General features: G+C 73.0%; 13 protein-coding genes and 1 pseudogene. 6 read left to right on the top strand and 8 right to left on the bottom strand.

What is annotated here, in order from left to right:
• Window positions 1-186: 186 nt before the first annotated feature.
• The 3 genes from OG310_RS33875 to OG310_RS33865 form a co-directional block, all read right to left on the bottom strand.
• The gene (locus tag OG310_RS33875) at window positions 187-1,179 is read right to left on the bottom strand and encodes an aldo/keto reductase (RefSeq protein ID WP_329459667.1); all 993 of its coding nucleotides are present in this window, start codon (window positions 1,177-1,179) and stop codon (window positions 187-189) included.
• A 133-nt stretch (window positions 1,180-1,312) separates the two neighbouring features.
• The gene (metF, locus tag OG310_RS33870) at window positions 1,313-2,263 is read right to left on the bottom strand and encodes a methylenetetrahydrofolate reductase [NAD(P)H] (protein WP_329459666.1); all 951 of its coding nucleotides are present in this window, start codon (window positions 2,261-2,263) and stop codon (window positions 1,313-1,315) included.
• A 312-nt stretch (window positions 2,264-2,575) separates the two neighbouring features.
• Window positions 2,576-3,715, bottom strand: a complete 1,140-nt coding sequence (locus OG310_RS33865) for an enolase C-terminal domain-like protein (protein WP_329459665.1) — start codon at window positions 3,713-3,715, stop codon at window positions 2,576-2,578.
• Window positions 3,716-4,159: 444 nt separating this feature from the next.
• Between OG310_RS33865 and OG310_RS33860 the strand changes: the two genes are divergently transcribed.
• The 5 genes and pseudogenes from OG310_RS33860 to OG310_RS33840 all read left to right on the top strand — a co-directional run bounded on the left by OG310_RS33860 (window position 4,160) and on the right by OG310_RS33840 (window position 7,823).
• Window positions 4,160-4,597 (top strand): response regulator, encoded by a 438-nt coding sequence (locus OG310_RS33860; RefSeq protein ID WP_329459664.1) that lies wholly within the window; start codon window positions 4,160-4,162, stop codon window positions 4,595-4,597.
• Between the two features lie 295 nt (window positions 4,598-4,892).
• Window positions 4,893-5,795 (top strand): dioxygenase family protein, encoded by a 903-nt coding sequence (locus OG310_RS33855; RefSeq protein WP_329459663.1) that lies wholly within the window; start codon window positions 4,893-4,895, stop codon window positions 5,793-5,795.
• A 193-nt stretch (window positions 5,796-5,988) separates the two neighbouring features.
• Window positions 5,989-6,363, top strand: a complete 375-nt coding sequence (locus tag OG310_RS33850; protein ID WP_329459662.1) for a nuclear transport factor 2 family protein — start codon at window positions 5,989-5,991, stop codon at window positions 6,361-6,363.
• Window positions 6,364-6,497: 134 nt separating this feature from the next.
• Window positions 6,498-7,196 (top strand): annotated as a pseudogene (locus tag OG310_RS33845) (GNAT family N-acetyltransferase); the annotation flags it as partial.
• Window positions 7,182-7,823: a DUF1349 domain-containing protein gene (locus OG310_RS33840; protein WP_329460508.1), complete on the top strand. Its 642-nt coding sequence runs from the start codon at window positions 7,182-7,184 to the stop codon at window positions 7,821-7,823. The pseudogene OG310_RS33845 and the gene OG310_RS33840, both read left to right, overlap by 15 nt.
• Before the next feature lie 591 nt (window positions 7,824-8,414).
• On the opposite strand, the gene OG310_RS33835 is transcribed toward OG310_RS33840, so the two are convergent.
• The 5 genes from OG310_RS33835 to OG310_RS33815 all read right to left on the bottom strand — a co-directional run bounded on the left by OG310_RS33835 (window position 8,415) and on the right by OG310_RS33815 (window position 16,002).
• Window positions 8,415-11,870 (bottom strand): phosphodiester glycosidase family protein, encoded by a 3,456-nt coding sequence (locus OG310_RS33835; protein WP_329459661.1) that lies wholly within the window; start codon window positions 11,868-11,870, stop codon window positions 8,415-8,417.
• Window positions 11,871-12,190: 320 nt separating this feature from the next.
• Entirely contained in the window at window positions 12,191-13,876 is a 1,686-nt protein-coding gene (locus tag OG310_RS33830; RefSeq protein ID WP_329459660.1) for a SpoIIE family protein phosphatase, read from the bottom strand.
• Window positions 13,877-13,974: 98 nt separating this feature from the next.
• Window positions 13,975-14,535, bottom strand: coding sequence for a TetR/AcrR family transcriptional regulator (locus OG310_RS33825; protein ID WP_329460507.1), 561 nt, complete (start codon window positions 14,533-14,535; stop codon window positions 13,975-13,977).
• A 47-nt stretch (window positions 14,536-14,582) separates the two neighbouring features.
• Window positions 14,583-15,425 (bottom strand): oxidoreductase, encoded by an 843-nt coding sequence (locus OG310_RS33820; RefSeq protein WP_329459659.1) that lies wholly within the window; start codon window positions 15,423-15,425, stop codon window positions 14,583-14,585.
• 91 nt (window positions 15,426-15,516) lie between these two features.
• Window positions 15,517-16,002 carry an Lrp/AsnC family transcriptional regulator gene (locus OG310_RS33815; RefSeq protein ID WP_329459658.1) on the bottom strand — a complete coding sequence of 162 codons (486 nt, stop codon included), beginning with the start codon at window positions 16,000-16,002 and terminating at the stop codon, window positions 15,517-15,519.
• A gap of 328 nt (window positions 16,003-16,330) precedes the next feature.
• Here OG310_RS33815 and OG310_RS33810 point away from each other — a divergent pair, with 328 nt between their 5' ends.
• On the top strand, window positions 16,331-16,615 hold the full coding sequence (locus tag OG310_RS33810; RefSeq protein WP_329459657.1) for a chaplin: 285 nt from the start codon (window positions 16,331-16,333) through the stop codon (window positions 16,613-16,615).
• Window positions 16,616-16,677 lie beyond the last annotated feature (62 nt).

The raw sequence follows: 16,677 nt of genomic DNA, 5'->3' as shown, positions 1-16,677 counted from the left end.
CGCTGGACAGCATGAACGCCCGTAACGGAGCGTCACGGGCGAGCGGTACTTCGGAACCACGACAGCTGATCATGACGCTACATCGCCGGGCGCGGTACAGCCACAGAAGACGGCACCATGGGTCCGCCTCGTGTCGCCCACCGCGCCCAGGAGTTCACCCCTGCGGCCCAGTCGGTCCCCGGCGCACTACCAGCGACCGTGCACGGACTCCCTGATCCTGCGGTCGTACAGGTCGCGCACCGCCGCCACCACCTCGGGACCCAGCGGGGGCAGCTCGGCGGCCGACGCGTTGCCTTTCGCCTGCGCCACCGACCTGGCACCGGGAATGACACTGCTGACGCCGGGCTGCTGGACGATCCAGCGCAGCGCCGTCTGCGCGGACGTGGCGCCCGCGGGGACCAGGCCGGCGAACTCGGCCGCGGCGGCGAGACCCGTCTCGTAGTCGACGCCGGAGAACGTCTCGCCCTGGTCGAACGCCTCACCGTGCCGGTTGAAGGAGCGGTGGTCGTTCTCCGCGAAGACCGTGTCCTTCGTGTACTTCCCGGTCAGCAGACCGGAGGCGAGCGGGACACGGGCGATGATGCCCACGCCGGCCGCGCGGGCCGCCGGGAGCACCTCGTCCAGCGGCTTGAGGCGGAACGGGTTGAGGATGATCTGCACACTCGCGACGCCGGGCCGCGCGATGGCGGTCAGCGCCTGCGCGCAGGTCTCGACGCTCACGCCGTACGCGGCGATCCGCTGTTCCTCGACGAGGGTGTCGAGCGCGTCGAACACCTCGTCGGACGCGAAGACCGCGGTCGGCGGGCAGTGCAGCTGGACCAGATCGAGGGTGTCGACGCCCAGGTTGGCCCGGGACCTGTCGTTCCACGCCCGGAAGTTGGCGAGGACGTAGTTCTCGGGCAGCTGCTCGGCGCGGCGGCCCATCTTCGTCGCGACGAAGATCCCGGCGTCCGGGCGCTCCTTGAGATAACTGCCGATCAGCTGTTCGCTGCGGCCGTCGCCGTAGACGTCCGCGGTGTCGAAGAAGGTCACACCCGACTCGACGGCGGCGTCGAGCACGGCGGCGGCGTCTGCCTCCGCCACCTCGCCCCAGTCGGCGCCGAGCTGCCAGGTCCCGAGTCCGACCACGGATACGTCACGGCCGGTCCGGCCCAATACACGCTGCTCCATACGGTGCATGCTACGACGTGGCGGAATTGCGTGCTCCGCTCCCCCGGCCCCCTGCGTCCGCCCCCGGAGCCGACGCGGTGGGGCGGGACGGACGCTGCCCGTGCCGGGACGCAGAAGGCCCGTGCCGGCAGGCGGGACGCCGTCAGCGCGGAAGGGCCGCGAGTTCCCCGCCCGGGCGCTCGCGCACGCCCAGGTTCTGGTGGATCTCCAGGGTCGCCGTCGAGCGGTTGAGCGTGATGTAGTGCAGGCCAGGGGCGCCCTCCGCGAGCAGCCGCTCAGCCATCGCGGTGGCGTGCTCGACACCGATCCGGTGCCCCTCGGCGGCGTCGTCGCGCGCGGCTTCGAGGCGCTGGGCCAGGACGTCGGGGAAGCGCGCGTCGCTGAGCTCGGCGAAGCGGCGGATCTGCCGTACGTCCGTGGCCGGCATGATCTCGGGGATGATTGGCGTCACGCAGCCGGCGGCGGCGAGCCGGTCCCGCAGCCGCAGGTAGTCCTCCACGTCGAAGAACATCTGGGTGATGGCGTAGTCCGCCCCGGCCCGGCACTTGGCGGCGAAGTTGCGGATGTCGCTGTCCCAGTCCGCCGAGCGCGGGTGCCGCTCGGGGAAGGCGGCGACGCCGACGCTGAAGTCGCCGAGCTCCTTGATGAGCGTCACCAGCTCGTGCGCCTGGCCGAACCCCTCGGGATGCCGCACCCACTCGCCCTTCGGGTCACCCGGAGGGTCGCCTCGCAGCGCGAGCACGTCACGGATCCCGGCGTCGGCGTACTGGCCGATGATGTGCCGCAGCTCGGTGACGGAGTGGCCGACGGCGGTCAGGTGGGCGACGGGCCGCAGTGTGGTCTCGGCGGCGATGCGCTTGGTCACCTCGACGGTCCGGTCGCGGGAGGAGCCGCCCGCCCCGTACGTCACCGAGACGAAGGACGGCGACAGCGGCTCGATGCGACGGATCGCCTTCCACAGGGTCCGCTCGCCCGCCTCCGTCTTCGGCGGGAAGAACTCGAAGGAGAACGAGGGCCGGCCGGACGCCAGGAGGGCGCGCAGCCCCTGCCCCTCTCCCTGGGAGTACGGACGGTCTGCGGTCGTGGCCGCCATGCGGGGTCCTTCCTCGGGCTCGTCGACGACGCCGCGCGTCGTGGATCTCCAACCCTAGCGAGCCGGGAGGGCCGGCGGGGCGCTCCCCGCCCTCGAAAGGGACGTCGTCCGCCGGCCGGCCGCCACCGTCCGCACGAGGCGGCGCGGGCCGCGTGCGCTCCGGGAGCGGCGCACCATGTCCACGACCTTCGTCGTCGTTCACGACCATCGTCGTCGACGGGTACGGGCAGGGGTGCGTGGGTGCACGGGTGAACAGGGCAGGCGGGTGCCCGCCCGCGCCACGGCACGCGTGACACCGGCCGGCCCCGGCCCTCAGGCGACGCGGTGGCGCCGCACCTGTTCCCGGCGCAGGGTCAGCCCGAGGCCGGGGGCGCCGGACGCACCCGGCTCCACGGTGCCTCCCGCCGGGTCCAGCACGCCGTCGAAGAGCGCGCTCTCGACGCGGACATGGTCGTGGGACCACTCGATGTGGCGCAGGTTCGGCACCGCGGCGGCGACATGGGCGTGGGCGTGGGGCGCGCCGTGCCCTGAGATCTCCAGTCCGCCGGCCTCCGCGACAGCCGCGGCGCGCAGCCAGCCGGTGACGCCGCCGCAGCGGGTGACGTCCGCCTGGAGGCAGTCCACGGCGTCCGCCCGCAGCAGGCGGGCGAAGCAGGCCGGGTCCCAGCCGTCCGCACCCGCGGTGACCTCGGCGGTGACGGCTTCCCGCACCTGCGCCAGCAGCGCGGGGTGGCCTGCGGGCACGGGCTCCTCGAACCAGCTCACGCCGTCGTCGGCGAACATCTCGGCAATCCGGACCGCCTGCTTGACGCTGTACGCTCCGCCAGCGTCCACGTACAACTCGGGGACCGGACCCAGGATCTCACGTGCCACATGCACCCGGTCGAGGTCGCGCTGGGGCGCGCGGCCCCGGTCCTCGCCGATCCTGATCTTGACGCGGCCGATGCCCAGGTCCTCGGTCCACCCGCGCAGTTGCCGTTCGAGCAGCAACTGGCCGTACGAGACAGGCCCGCCGCTCCCGTACACCGGCACCCGGTGTTCCACGGCCCCGAGCAGGCGCGTCAGCGGCAGGCCGACCAGCCGGGCCTTCAGGTCCCACAGGGCGATGTCGACGGCGGAGATCGCCGCTCGGACGAGTCCGGGCCCGCCGAAGGTCCCCACCGCGCCGCTCATCGCCCGGTGTGCGGCCGGCACGTCGTGGACCGCGCGCCCCGTGACCACGGGCGCGAGGGCGCCGGTGACCACCTGGCCCACGGCCGGGTCGCCGTAGGTCCAGCCGAGTCCGGTGACACCCCCGGCGGCGATCTCCACAAGGACGACCGTGGTCACGGTCCTGGCGAGGGGAGTGTCGGCCTCGGGGCCCTCGGTCGGCACCCTGCACACGGACACGTCGAGGCGGTCGACGACGGGCCCCGCGGAACCTTCACCGGGGCGGTCCGGGGTGATCGGCATGGTTCTCCTCCACGCGGCCGCCGGTGCGCCACTCGGGCGTGAGGGGCCGCGTCTCGTGGTGGGAACGGGGACGCCTGCGTCGCACTCGCAGGGGTCCGCCGCGGCGGGCAGGACCGCGACGGAGCGTACGGACGCGACTGAGTGGGCCCGTCCGGGCGGGGTGCCGGGGCAGGTGGCTCTTTGTCAGGGGACGACAGGACGGCAGCTTCACCCTTCCCCGCGGTCCCGCGCTCCACGCTGCGAAGCGGCGGCCGTGGTCCGTACGGACCTGGGCTTGCGCGGGCGGCCGACCTGCTGTGCTCGGGTGCAAGGCGGCCGTCGCGGCCCGGTGCGGGCACCGCTGGCGCACGAGTGATCGCGGCCATAAGGTGTAGCGTCATGGCCTCGCACGGCCGCCCTCGTGCCTCCCCACCTTCCAGCTTCCAGCGCAGGAGCAGACCAGCCGTGAACGCCTTCAGCGACGACCGCACGTACAGCCTCCTGCTCGTGGAGGATGACCCGGCGGACGCACTGCTGATCGAGGACGCGCTGGTGGAGCGCAGCACGGCACGCACGATCGACCATGTCACGGACGGTGTGGCCGCCCTGGAGCACCTGCGAGACCCGTCCAAGGACCGTCCGGACCTGATCGTCCTGGACCTCAACATGCCCCGCATGAACGGACGCGAGCTCCTGGCCGTGTTGAAGGAGGACGGCGACCTCGGCAGCATTCCGGTCGTGGTCCTCACGACGTCGACCGCCCCGGACGACATCGAGGACGCCTACCGGCAGCACGCGAACGCCTACGTGACCAAGCCGATGAACCTGGACGAGTTCATGCGCTCCGTCCAGGACATCGACTCGTTCTTCCTGGACACAGCAGCCACACCGCCCCGCGACTGACACCGGCCCGGCGGGCGGGCAGACCCAAGAGGGAGCGCGCAGCATGGAAGACACCGCCGCCGAACAAGGACCGTCCCCGCGGCCGGGTGGACCGTCCCGGACCGGCGTTCCCGTCGGCCCCGGCAGCCCCACGGCGCCCGGGCAGGCCCCGGCTCCGGCATCGGCATCGGCCGGAGGCGGTTCCCGTGCGGCCACGGGCGCGGCGCCCGGTACGGAGACGGCGGCGCCCGGTGCGGCTCCCCTGGCCGGCACGACATCAGATTCCGTCCCCGACCCGAAATCCGACCCGCTGCCCGTGACTCCTGCGGCAGCTTCCGGCCCCGTCGCCGATTTCGACGAGGAGACGTCGGCCGAGCTCGTCAACGCGTCCTGGGCCGATGCCACTGACGAGCGGTCGCGCGAGCTGCTGTCCGGTCTCGTCAGCCATCTGCACGCCTTCGTCAAGGAGACGGAACCCACGCACGAGGAGTGGGAACGCGCCCTCCGGTTCCTCACGGACGTCGGCCAGAAGTGCGACGACACCCGGCAGGAGTTCATCCTCCTGTCCGATGTGCTGGGGGTGTCGATGCTGGTCGACGCGATCAACAACCGCAAGCCGCAGGGGGCGACGGAGAGCACCGTCCTCGGCCCGTTCCACCTGGTCGACTCCCCCGCGCGCACACTCGGTGCCGACATCGCCCTGGACCACGTGGGCGAGCCCTGCGTGGTGGCGGGCACGGTCAGGTCGATCGACGGCACACCGGTGCCCGGGGCTCTGGTCGACGTCTGGCAGGCCAACGGTGACGGCTTCTACGACGTGCAGCAGCCGGGCGTGCAGCCTGAGCTGAACCTGCGGGGCCTGTTCACCACGGACGACGAGGGCAGGTACTGGTTCCGCAGTGTCGTACCGCGCCACTACCCCATTCCGCAGGACGGCCCGGTGGCCGCACTCCTGCGTGCCACCGGCCGCCACCCGTACCGCCCGGCGCACATCCACTTCATCGGCGGGGCACGCGGGCACCAGCCGGTGACGACCCATCTGTTCCTCGACGGCAGCCCGTACCTCGACTCGGACGCGGTGTTCGGGGTGAAGCGCAGTCTGGTGACACCGGTGCGGGAGGTCCGCGACGCCGGGCGTGCCGCCGCGTTCGGTGTCGAGGCGCCCTTCCGGCTCATCGAGTTCGACCTCGTTCTGACGCCGGACACGTCGGCCTCCTGAGCCGACGCGCCGGTACGGCGTCGCCGGCGGGACGCATCACCCCGTGCGGTGCGTCCCCCGGGCCGGGCCTCATTACTCCGGAGGTAATCGACCGGCCCGGGTGAAGGACGGCAGGGTGAGGTCATCGGGTCCCAAGGAGTACGGCCCCGGTGGTGAACCGACCTGCCGACCGAGCGGAAGCGAGACCATCGCCATGTCCGAGAACCCTTACCAGGCCGCCGCCGACCGCTACCTCGCCGCGTGGAACGCCGACGAGGAGTCCCGCTCCGCGGCGGTCGCCGCCGCCTGGAGCGAGCACGGCGGCTACACGGACCCGCTCGCCGAGGTCACCGGGCACGCGGCCATCGCGGAGGTGATCGCAGGCGCGCGGGCGCAGTTCCCCGGCTTCACCTTCCGGCCGAACGGACCGGTCGACGGCCACCACGACACAGCGCGTTTCGGCTGGGAACTGGTCTCGGCGGCGGACGGTTCCGCCCCCGTCGCGGGGTTCGACGTGGTGACGCTCGCCCCGGACGGCCGGATCGCCACGGTCCGGGGGTTCCTGGACCGGGTTCCCGCCTCGGCCTGAGCGACCGGCACCCCGGGAGGGGACACCGGCGGGCCGGGAGGTGGCGGACGGGACGGGCGGCGGGGGCGGGGCGGGGTGGAAGAGGGGTGGGAGAGCGGTTGTGAGAGCGCTCTCAGAGACGCAGAATGTCTGACATGCTGCCACCTGCCACCCCCGCCGCCTCGCATGCCGTCCCCGGTACGGCCTCCGCGTCCCCCACATCGTCCGCCGCGACGTCCAGTTCGCCCTCCGGCGCCTTCGTCCGGCCGTACCGGCCGGGAGACCGCGACGCGCTGTACGACATCTGCGTACGCACGGCCCTGGAAGGCGGCGACTCCCGTCAGCTCTACCCCGATCTCGACCTGCTGCCGTCGATCTTCGCCGCACCGTACGTGGAACTGGAGCCCTCTCTCGCGTTCGTCCTGGACGACGGGTCCGGCCGGGCCGTCGGCTATGTGCTCGGCGCGGCCGACACGGCCGCGTTCGTCCGCGCCTTCCGCGACAGCTGGCTGCCCCGGGTCCGTGACCGCTACCCCCGCCCGGCCGCCACGCCCGCCACGCCGAGCGAGGAGATGGCCGAACTGCTGCACACTCCCGAGCGGATGGTGCTGCCCGAACTGGCCGGATATCCGGCGCACCTGCACATCGACCTGCTGCCCGCGTGGCAGCGCAAGGGTCACGGGCGGGCCCTGATGCACGCGCTCCTGCGCGCGCTGCACGCCCGGGGCTCGGAAGCCGTACACCTGTCGATGGTCACCGCGAACACGGCCGCGCGCGCCTTCTACGACCGGCTGGGATTCGAGGTCCTTCCCGTACCCGATCCGGGCCCCCTCACATATCTGGGACGTTCCACGGAGGTCGCCGCGGGGGCGGACGAGAGCAGCGCCGCGACGCCCGGTACGGTCCTCGGACTGACGGGATGGCAGTGGTTCAACCCGCCGTCGGCGTGGGCCGCTTCCGACGCCGCCTTCGACATCACCACGGACCGGGACACCGACCTCTGGGTGCGGACGCATTACGGGTTCGTCCGGGACACCGGGCACGCGCTGCTGAGGCCGGTACCGGCGGCGTTCACGCTGCGGGTCACCTTCGCCGGCGACTACCGCGACCAGTACGACCAGGCCGGGCTGCTGCTGCGGCTGGACGCCACGAACTGGATCAAGACGGGCATCGAGTACGTGGACGGCCGCCGCCAGGTGAGCGCCGTCGTCACGCGGGACGTGTCGGACTGGAGCGTCGCCCCGCTGGACGGTCCGGCGACCGGACCCGTGACCGTGGAGCTGGAGCGCGCGGGCGACAGCGTGACCGTCCGGTACGGGACCGACGGCGCCGAGCCCTCGACACTGCTGCGGCTGGCGTACTTCCCCGAGGGCGCGGCGGCGACAGCGGGGCCGATGTGCGCGTCACCGGACGGCAGCGGGTTCACAACGCGGTTCACGGACCTCCGGCTGGCGCAGTCCCCCGCTCCGGCCGCCGGCTGACCTCGGGCCCCGGCACCGCTCGTCGGTCGGTAGGCGGGTTCGTTCCGTTCGTTCGGTTCTTTCGGTTGGTTCGGCTCGTTCGGCTCGTTCGGCATGTCGATTCAGGCGGCCGGTCGGTCGGTCGGCACAAGCGAAGTGCCCGACTCCGACCTGGGATCGGGGGCCGATGGACCGGCGGGACCGACCGCCGCGGGGACGCCGGGCATCCGGCGCCGGGTGCACCGGCGCCGGTGTACCCGTCAGCGCGGCCGCAGTCCGTCCACCAGGGTCCTGATCGTGTCCGACACCAGGACGGCGACCTCCCGGTCGCCGCTTGCCCGGGACGAGGACCTGGCGCGCCGACTCTGGTCGGTGTCCGAGGAACTGACGGGAATGCGCTGCGGGGTGGCGTAGCGCCCGTCGCCGGCTCCCGGGCCGGGGGGCAGCCGGAGAGGGGTCTCCGCACCGAAGGCGGTACCGGGCGCCCGCCCTGGCCCCGGTGCCCGAGGGACGTGCCGGACCGGGGCACCGGCCGCCACCCGCGGGCGACGGCTCCCCGTCGGCCCTCCGGTCCGCGTCAGCGCCGTCCCCCGCGGGGTTGCGCGCTCCGCGTCAGCGTCGCGTCACCTGGATATCCGTGCTGCGCGTCACCCCGCTCACCGTCACCGCGATCCGGACCGTGCCCGGTTCGTGTCCCGCCATGAGCGTCCCTGTCGACGGGTCGAGTCGCGCGGGACCGGTGACGCGCCAGTCGGCGCTCACCGGGAACGCCACGGGGACCTCCCGCGTGCCCTGCGTGAGACGCGCCGTCACCTTCGCCGCGCCGCCTTCGGCCAGGGCCGCCGGTGCCGTGAGCGAGAGCGCGTCGGTCCTCGGCCGGGTCTGGACGGAGATCCAGTCGGGGGCGCCCCGCCACGGCGCGCGCCGCGCCGCGGCCTGCGCCGCCTGCGAGACGCCGTCGACGCCGATCAGCGACCAGCCGGTGAAGCCGCCCTGGTCGGCGGGTGCCGACGGGCTCTTCCCCGAGTTCCCGTTGATCAGGTAGGGCACACCGTCGACGTGCGAGGCGTCGAACACCCCGACGTGCCCGCTCACGAACACCGCGCCCTTGCCCGTACGGTGCTGGAAGTCCGCCAGCCAGCCCTCCAGCAGCGCCGCCTCCTTGCGGTCCGTCAGCTGGCTGCCCTTCTGCGTGGTGGGGTCGCGCGGCGGCACGTGTTCGATCACCGCGACCGACCGGACGCGCTCGTCGGCCGCCGCCGCGTCGAGCTGGGCGCGCAACTGCTCGATCTGGTCGAGTCCGCCGCCCCGGAGCGTCAGACTCGACGTGTCGAGTGTGACGAACCGTGTGCCCTTGTGGTCGAAGACCTGGTGTGCCGGCCCGAACTCGGCCGTGAAGTCGGCGATCGAGCCGCCCATCACCTCATGGTTGCCGGGGACGTAGTACCAGGGCACGGCGTCTCCCAGCTCCTGCTGGAGCACCTGGTGCGCGAAGGCGAGGTCCGCCGGGGAGCCCTCGTCGACCAGGTCCCCGTCGATGACGACGAAGTCCGGCTTCGCCGCCTTGATCTGACGCAGCGTGCGCCGCGCCTGCGCCACGATGTCGCTGTCGGGGGCCGCCGCGACGAACTGCGCGTCGGACATCACGGCGAAGCGCCAGTCCCTGTCCTGGGTGCCCGCGGCCGTGTCGATCAGCGGATCGGTGGGGGGTTGCGCCATGGGCAGGTCGACGGCGGGCGGGACCTGCGCCGCCAGGTCGTCGATCTGGATCTGCCCCGTGTACGACTTCGTGGCGTCGGTCTCGGCCAGGTAGAAGCGGTAGACGCTGACGGGCATGGCCACCGCGTCGGGGACCGTGAAGGTCACCTGCTGCCAGCCGGTCCAGGTGACGTACGGGCCGCGCAGCAGCTGGTCCGTGCCGGCCCCGTCCTTGAGGTGCAGCGTGGGCCACGCCCCGTGCCCGTCGCCCTTGATCCACAGCGTGAAGGACTGCGGCTGTCCGGGGACCGGGATCGGCGCGGGCGGGCTCGCGTAGGCGGCCCGGGTCGCCGTCGACTGGCCGAAGTCGTAGCTCAGCGAGAGCGCCGTACCTGTGTGCCCGTCGGGTGCGGCGGCGAGTGATCCGCTCGCGCGCGCCTGGCTGAAGGTCCACGATGCCGCGTCGTCGAAGGACGCGACCTGCTGTTGCTGCAGGCCGACGCTGACCGCGAGTTCGGTCCGTACCCCGCCGGCACTCGCAGTGATCGCTCCCGAGCCGCCCGGGGCCAGGGACTTCACGCTGAAGGAGCCCTTGCCGTCGTCGGTGACGGAGAACAGCGTGTGGTCGTAGCCGAGGTCCACGTCGCGGGGTTCGACCGGTGCGCTGTCGCCGTGCGCGTCGAGCCCGACGAGACCGAAGGTACCGGTGGCCGACGTGTCGGCGAGGCCGACCCGCTCCGTCGTCGGCCGCAGGGTGGTGAGCCGGTCGAGGACCTGGAGGGTGGTGGAGCCGCTCGCGCCTCCCCGGACCGCCCGCACCCGGGTCGTACCGCCTGAGCGCGCTGTGAACAGGCCGTGCGGGTCGACGCGGCCCACCGACCCGTCCGATGTGCGCCACGCGGGCGTGCCCGCGGCGGGTCCGTACGTCTCGTCGTAACCGGCCGCCGTGAGCTGCCTGCTGAGGCCGGGGAAGACCCGCTCGGGGTGGCCGCCGGTGACCGGGTCGACGGTGGGCGCGTCGGTCGCGGACGTCCGCGGCTCGACCCGGAAACCCTTGAGGCGTCCGCTGCCGTCCGGGGCGGTCAGGGCCAGGCCGTTGGCGACGGCGCGCTCGCTGCCGTCCGAGGGGCTGTTGTCGACGTGCAGGGCGTCGGTGCCCGGCTCGCGGGTCACCAGCGTCGTGGAACCGCCGCCGTCCAGGTTGAGTGCGCTGTACGAGCCGGCCTTCTTCATCATCCCGCCCAGTTCGGTCAGGGTGACGCCCGCGCTGTCGGCCTGGCGGCCGTCGACGGTCAGGATCTGCATCCGGCTGCCGTCGCGGGAGAAGCCGACAGCGGTACGGGGCGCCGGTGTGTTGTTGCCCTCGCCGTCGTGGTTCTGTGCGACGCCGTCGATGACGAGCGGCTCGCGGCCGGCGACGGCGGTACGGGGCACGGCGCCGCCGTCCGTGCGGGGCCGGTAGGTGAGCGACACCGGGTCGCCGGGTTCGAGCGCGCCGAGTGCGGTGGCACCCGACTCGCGGCCGACGAGTTCCGTGGTCCCGGCGGGAATGGTCCCGCCGCCGGGCGTCGTGGCGACGGAGACGACCCTGCCGTCCCGTACGGTCGCCTCGGCGAGCGGCCCCTTCGAGGCGTTCACGGTCAGCGCGCGGTCCGCGGTGCCCCACGCGGGGGTGTAGACACCGATGGAGTCGGCGGGGATGTCGGCCGCGTTGTACGTGGCGAGCGGCCGCTGTCCTGACGGCAGGGTGAGCGTGCCGTCGAAGTAGAGCTGCAGGATGCGTCCCGCGTTGTCGGGGCCGAGGGCCACGGCCGGCGAGGGGCCCGCGCTGGGGGACTGCGCGAGGGCGCCGTCGCTGATGCCCTCGCCCTCCGGCGCCCCCGTCTCGTTGATGTCGAAGAAGTCCGCGTTGATGGCGGCGACGGTGCGCCGCCCCGTGCCGGGGTCGTGCCGGGCCGCCATGTCCGACACGGTGTCACGTCCCGAGACCGTGCCGGAGGAGAGGTAGTCCGCGCGGGCTCCGGTGCCGTCGAGGTCGACGTTCAGCGCCTGCACGCGGAGCCACTTGTCCGCTTCGAGACGGTCGTACGAGGTGAGCAGAACGCCCGGTGCGACGGGGTGCGAGGCGGAGTCGGTCTCGATGCCGTCGGGGCCGTCCGCGCGTCTCGCCCCGGATCTCGTGCCGTCGGATCTCGTGCCGCCCGCGAGGGCGCTCGCGGGTGGCGGTGCGACCGGGCGCAGTACCTCAGCCGTGGTGCGGGGGTGCGGATCTGCCCCCGTGTCGGCGAGGGAGGGCGCGGCCGCCCCGATGGTCAGAGCGGTCAGGGCGGCGAACACGACGGCCGAACGGCCGGCGATACGAGGTCCCACACGTTCTCCTGAGAATGGCGGGTCACCCGGGTGCGGGCGAGGTCACGCGCCAGCATCGCCGTGCACACGCCAATGATCCAGGGATGTGGGGGAACATCGCGAAGAACAGGCAGTGACGCGGTCCGACCGTACCGGTGGTGACGGCCCCTCAGTGTGACGGCGCGTCACCGGGGTGAGTCTCGCGGGCCCCGGCCGGTGATCGCGGTGCCGGCACGGCCGGGTGCGCGACAGTCGCGGGCATCCCCGCCGGACACGGGATCACCGGGTACGAAGCCGCCGCGCCCGGACCTCGGGTCCGGGCGCCGCAGCAGCGCGGAGGATCAGGCTCCGGCGAGGTCCGGTGCCCCGTCCGGCGCGTCGTCGCGGCGCAGCAGGAGGAGCGCCATGTCGTCGCCGCCGTTGAGGTCGGCCGCCTTGTCCAGCAGGTATCCGGCGAGCGCCTCCACCTCCTCGGGGCCCTCGGCCACCGTGTCGCTCAGCACCCGCATCCGGGTGCCCAGGTCGGTGCCCGGCACTTCGACCAGACCGTCCGTGCACAGCAGCACCGTCTCACCGGGCCCGAGCCGCGCCTCCGTGACGGGGTAGTCGATGGCCCCGGACCCGGCGAACTCGGCGGAGAGCCCGAGCGGCAGTCCGCCGCCGGACGGGATCCACTCACAGGTGCCGTCCCGTCGCCGTATCAGGGCGTCGAGGTGTCCTGCCCGGACGATGCGCAGCCGGCCCGTCGCAAGGTCCGTGTTCACGTAGGTGCAGGTCGCGAACCGGTCCGTGTCGAGCTCACGCAGGAACGCCGAGGTCCGGGCCATCGCGGTGGCCGCCGGGTGTCCCTCGGCGACGTATGCGGAGAGCACCATGCGCAGCTGGCCCATCACGACGGCCGCGTCCGTGTCGTGGCCCTGCACGTCGCCGATGGTCAGACCCACTCCGCCGGCGGCCAGTGGGACCACGTCGTACCAGTCACCGCCGACGCTGCGGCCGAGCCGTGCCGACCGATAGCGGACGGCGACGGCCGCGCCGGGGATGCACGGGACGACGCGCGGCAGCATGGCCTGCTGCAGGTTCTCCGCCAGGTCGTGCTCCTGGCTGTGCAGCAGGGCACCCTGCAGGCTCTGGCCGATGCCGCTGGCGAGCGTCAGCAGGAGGTTGCGCTCCGCCGCGTGGAAGGAGTGCGGCTCGGGGAAGAGCGCACCGAGCACGCCGATGGTCCTGCCCTCGGTGATGAGCGGCAGGTAGGCCCCCGCTCCGAGCGGGAACGGTTCGGTGTCCGGCCACATCGTCGGGTAGTCCGTACGGAACTGCTTGGGGGAGCGTACGAACAGGGGCTGGTTCGTCCTGATGACCTGCGCCATCGGCAGCGGTTCGTCGAGCCGCGGCCGGTCTACGACCGGAAGGCCAAGTTCCAGGTCCGGCAGGGCGAGCAGGTGGATCCGGCCTCCCTCCACCATCCCGAGCGTCATGCCGAGGGCTCCGAGGCTGCCGAGCACCTCGCGGTCGTTGAGGGCGGCGCTGACGTCCCCCACCGACACGGCCTGCCCCATCAGCAAGGTCAGGCGCTCGGTCAGGTCGGTGCGGCCGGCACTCTCGCCGATGCCCGTACCCGCGCTGTCCGCCTCGCGCACCACCCCGACGAGCCGGCATGGCCGGCCCCTGCCGTCGTAGCGGATCTGGGCCTGCGAGTGCAGGGTGCGCAGCACGCCGTCCTGTCCCCGCGTGCGGTAGTAGGCCCCGAAACCGTCGGCGCCCTGCAGCAGCACGAGCCGGGCCCTGGCCCGCAGCCGGGCGGCCTCCTCCGGCGGGACCAGCCGCGTGGCGCTCGTCGCCCGGCCGTCGTACTCGTCGGGGCGCAGGCCGAGCACGTCGAGCGCCGACGGGTCGAGGTCGAGCCGGCCGCGGCGCAGATCCCAGTCGAAACTGCCCATACGGCCCGGCACATGCGCCTGGGCCGGATGGGCAGGCGAGCTGTGCGTCTCCGGCGCGACACCACCGGGGGGACCCCCATCGGCCATGCGTCAACCATCCCACCATTCGGGCCCTCGCACTTCCCGGCGGCCGTACGTCCTCGCGGCCCGGCGTCCGGGCGATGGCGGGGCGCGGCGCGACCGGGTCAGGAGCCGGTGATCCGGTCCACGGCCTCCATGGCGAGCGGAGGCGCGGACAGATGCTCGGGCGCCCGGCGCAGACCCGCCGACACGAAGTCGAGGTGGCGCTGCCAGGCGTCCGGGGCGAGGTCGCCCGCGGTCTCGATGACGCCGCGCACCGCCCAGACGACCGTGGCGACGTCCGAGACGGTGACACGCGGGTCGACCGCCCCGGCCGCCTTGGCGTCGTCGAGCAGCCGGCCCGTCAACGCGCGCAGGTGGCCGACCTGCTCGGGCCCCGCGAGCTCCCCCCAGGCGAAGGGCAGGTAGCCGCGCGCGGTCGCGATGCGGTGGCCCACCGTGCGCAGCAGCCGGTCCAGTCCCTCTCCCGGCGGCAGCCGCAGCGCTTCCTCGGCGAGCCCGACCAGTTCGCCGTAGAAGACCGACACGAGTTCGCCGATGAGGGCCTCCTTCGAGGGGAAGCGCCGGTACAGCGTCGCGGGGGCGACACCCGCGAGGCGGGCGATCTCCTCCAGGGACACGTTCCGGCCGTGCGCGGCGAAGGCGTCCGTCGCCGCGCCGAGGATGCGCGTGCGGTTCTCGGCCGCGTCCCGGCGCAGTCCCCCGGCCGCCGTCAGCGCTCGTCCTCGGGGAAGTCGGCCGACCGGCTGGTCTGTGCCCAGGCACGGGTCTCGGCCGCGCGCTCGTGCGAGGACTTCTCGGCCAGGGCAACGGCGCCCGCTCCCAGCAGCAGCCGGGTGGGCGGCTCCGGATGGCGCACGACCTCGACGATGACGCGCGCGGCGCGCTTCGGGTCGCCCGGCTCCGATCCCTCGCTCTCGGCGCGCAGGCGGTGGGTCGCGCCGACGCTGGCCTCGTAGTCGGGACCGACCTCGGCCCTGCGCATCGAGGCGCCCTGCCACTCGGTGCGGAAGGCCCCCGGCTCCACGATGATGACCTTCACGCCGAAGGGCCCGACCTCGTTCTTGAGTACCTCGGAGAAGCCCTCGACGGCGAACTTGGCGCTCTGGTAGGCGCTCAGTCCGGGAGAGCCGCCGACGCGGCCGCCGATGGACGAGAACTGTACGAAGGTGCCCGAGCGCTGAGCGCGCAGAACCGGCAGCGCTGCCCGGGTCACATGGAACACGCCGAACAGGTTGGCCTCGATCTGGGCGCGGAAGTCGTCCTCGTCCACTTCCTCGATGGGGGAGGAATTGGCGTAGCCGGCGTTGTTCACGACGACGTCGAGCCCGCCGAACGCGTCGACGGCGACCTGGACGGCCAGGGCGGCGGCGGCCGGGTCCGTGACGTCGAGCGGCGCCGTACGGACCCGGTCGCCGTACCTCCGCACCAGGTCGTCCAGCTGCTCGGGGCGGCGGGCCGTCGCGACGACGTTGTCGCCCGCGTCCAGGGCGGCCACGGCCAGTTCACGGCCGAAGCCGCGGGAGCTCCCGGTGATGAGCCACGTCTGTGTCATGTCCGGACCCTCTTCTCCGTGTTCGTCGTTCCTGTACGTCTCAGTAAATGACGGTCACACTCTCACTTATTCCCCGGACCCTCATGGACTCTTATTCCCCGGGCTCGCCGTCCGGCCGGGCCGCCGGGTCGATCCGGCCCGGCCGGACATGCTCGTAGACCATCGTCGTCTGCACGTCGGCGACCTCGCGCCGTTCGGTGAGCCGGTCGATGACGAACGCGTAGACGCCGTTCACGTCCGGCACGGCGACATGCAGCAGGAAATCGTGCGTACCCGAGGTGACGAAGAGGCCGATGACCTCGGGGAGCCGGGCCGCCCAGTTGCGGAACCCCTCGATCACCGGCCGTGCCGGCGGCCTGATCCGTACGGAGATCAGCGCCTGCACCGGACGGCCCATGGCGTCCAGGTCGACGGAGGCGTGGTAGCCCGTGATGGCTCCCCGCTCGCGCAGCAGCTTGACGCGCTCCAGCGAGGTCGAGGGCGAGACGCCCGTCTTGGCCGCCAGGTCGCGATTGGTCTGTCGGGCGTCGTCCTGCAACTCCCGCAGCAAAGCACGGTCGACCGCATCAAATTTCATGGTGACTCCCTCGTGGCACACGACATGCGGCGTACGGTGCCAGGTCCGGTACGCATGACCATCGTATTCCGGAACCTCCGTCCCACCGATCGGCTCCGGAGCGCGCCCCGCCGGCTCCGGAGCGCGCCCCGCCGGCTCCCGAGCGCGTGCCCGGCGGCTCCGGAAGCGGACCCGGTCGCGCGACCCCCTGAGCCCCGCGCGGCGCTCGGCTTACACCCGTTCGGCAGTGTTCTGCCGCGCATCCGTTACCCGGCGTGAGTCCCGGCGTTGTAGGTGCGTGAGGCCGCACATCGTGCGGCTGTGCAACAAACGTTCAAGGAGATTCCTGATGTCGCGTATCACGAAGGCCACCGCCGTTCTGGTCGGCGCCGGTGCCGTCCTGGCCGGCGGTGCCGGAATGGCCGCCGCCGACGCCGGAGCGGGTGCCGCCGCCGTCGGTTCGCCCGGTGTCCTGTCGGGCAACATCCTCCAGGTGCCGGTGCACGTGCCGGTCAACCTCTGCGGCAACACGGTCAACGTCGTCGGCCTGCTGAACCCGGCCTTCGGCAACACCTGCGCCAACGTCGACTCCCACCAGCACCGCAGCCACGACGACGCCGGCTACGGCGGCTGACACCCGCGGGCCCTTGCGGGTCCGCGGCCCCCGTCGGTGCGGCGTCCGCAGGACACCGCGCC

This window comes from Streptomyces sp. NBC_01497, from assembly GCF_036250695.1.
Classification (GTDB): Bacteria; Actinomycetota; Actinomycetes; order Streptomycetales; family Streptomycetaceae; genus Streptomyces.
Note: the sequence above shows the minus strand (reverse complement) of the source record. Positions and strands in the feature narration are given on the sequence as shown.